We start from the raw sequence: 507 nt of genomic DNA on the forward strand, positions 1-507 counted from the left end.
GCCCTATCATCCAATAATGACTGATAACACTCAAACAGCTCATTAAAAAGAATATCCATTGACCAGCCATCGAAAGCGATATGATGAAACATCAGCAATAAATAACGCTCGCTTTCATTGTTACCCTGATGAGTATGCTGACTCTGCTGCTGTTTCTCGTTCGCCTGAGAGGGAATATCATATAAACATAAGCGTATGGGTGCTTGCTCTGTTAACATAAACGGCGTTGCTATCTCAGCTTGAACCACACCGGTTAACTCCGTCACATCTGAGAGTCGACGTCGCTGGTAACTCAAGGGTTCATCCAACTGACAGGTATGGATGCCACTCGCCTCACTCCTTTCACTGGCCTTTTCGCTATTTCTTACACTACTATCACTATTACGTGCGCCATCAATTGCCACGGATCCGGTTTGTTGATAGACACTGTTTAGCACAGGGTGGCGCATCGCTATCATGTTGATACTGGCTAATAACACCTCCACATCGGTATCAGGCTGTAAACGG

The 507-nt window shown here is 45.4% G+C and carries 1 protein-coding gene; it reads right to left on the minus strand.

Annotated elements, in window-relative coordinates; translation table 11 throughout:
- Nucleotides 1-507 (minus strand): condensation domain-containing protein (locus tag Q0779_RS23745; protein ID WP_298776739.1); only part of this gene is annotated, 507 nt, incomplete at both ends.

The sequence above is a fragment of the uncultured Shewanella sp. genome (assembly GCF_947491715.1).
In the GTDB taxonomy this organism is placed as follows: domain Bacteria; phylum Pseudomonadota; class Gammaproteobacteria; order Enterobacterales; family Shewanellaceae; genus Shewanella.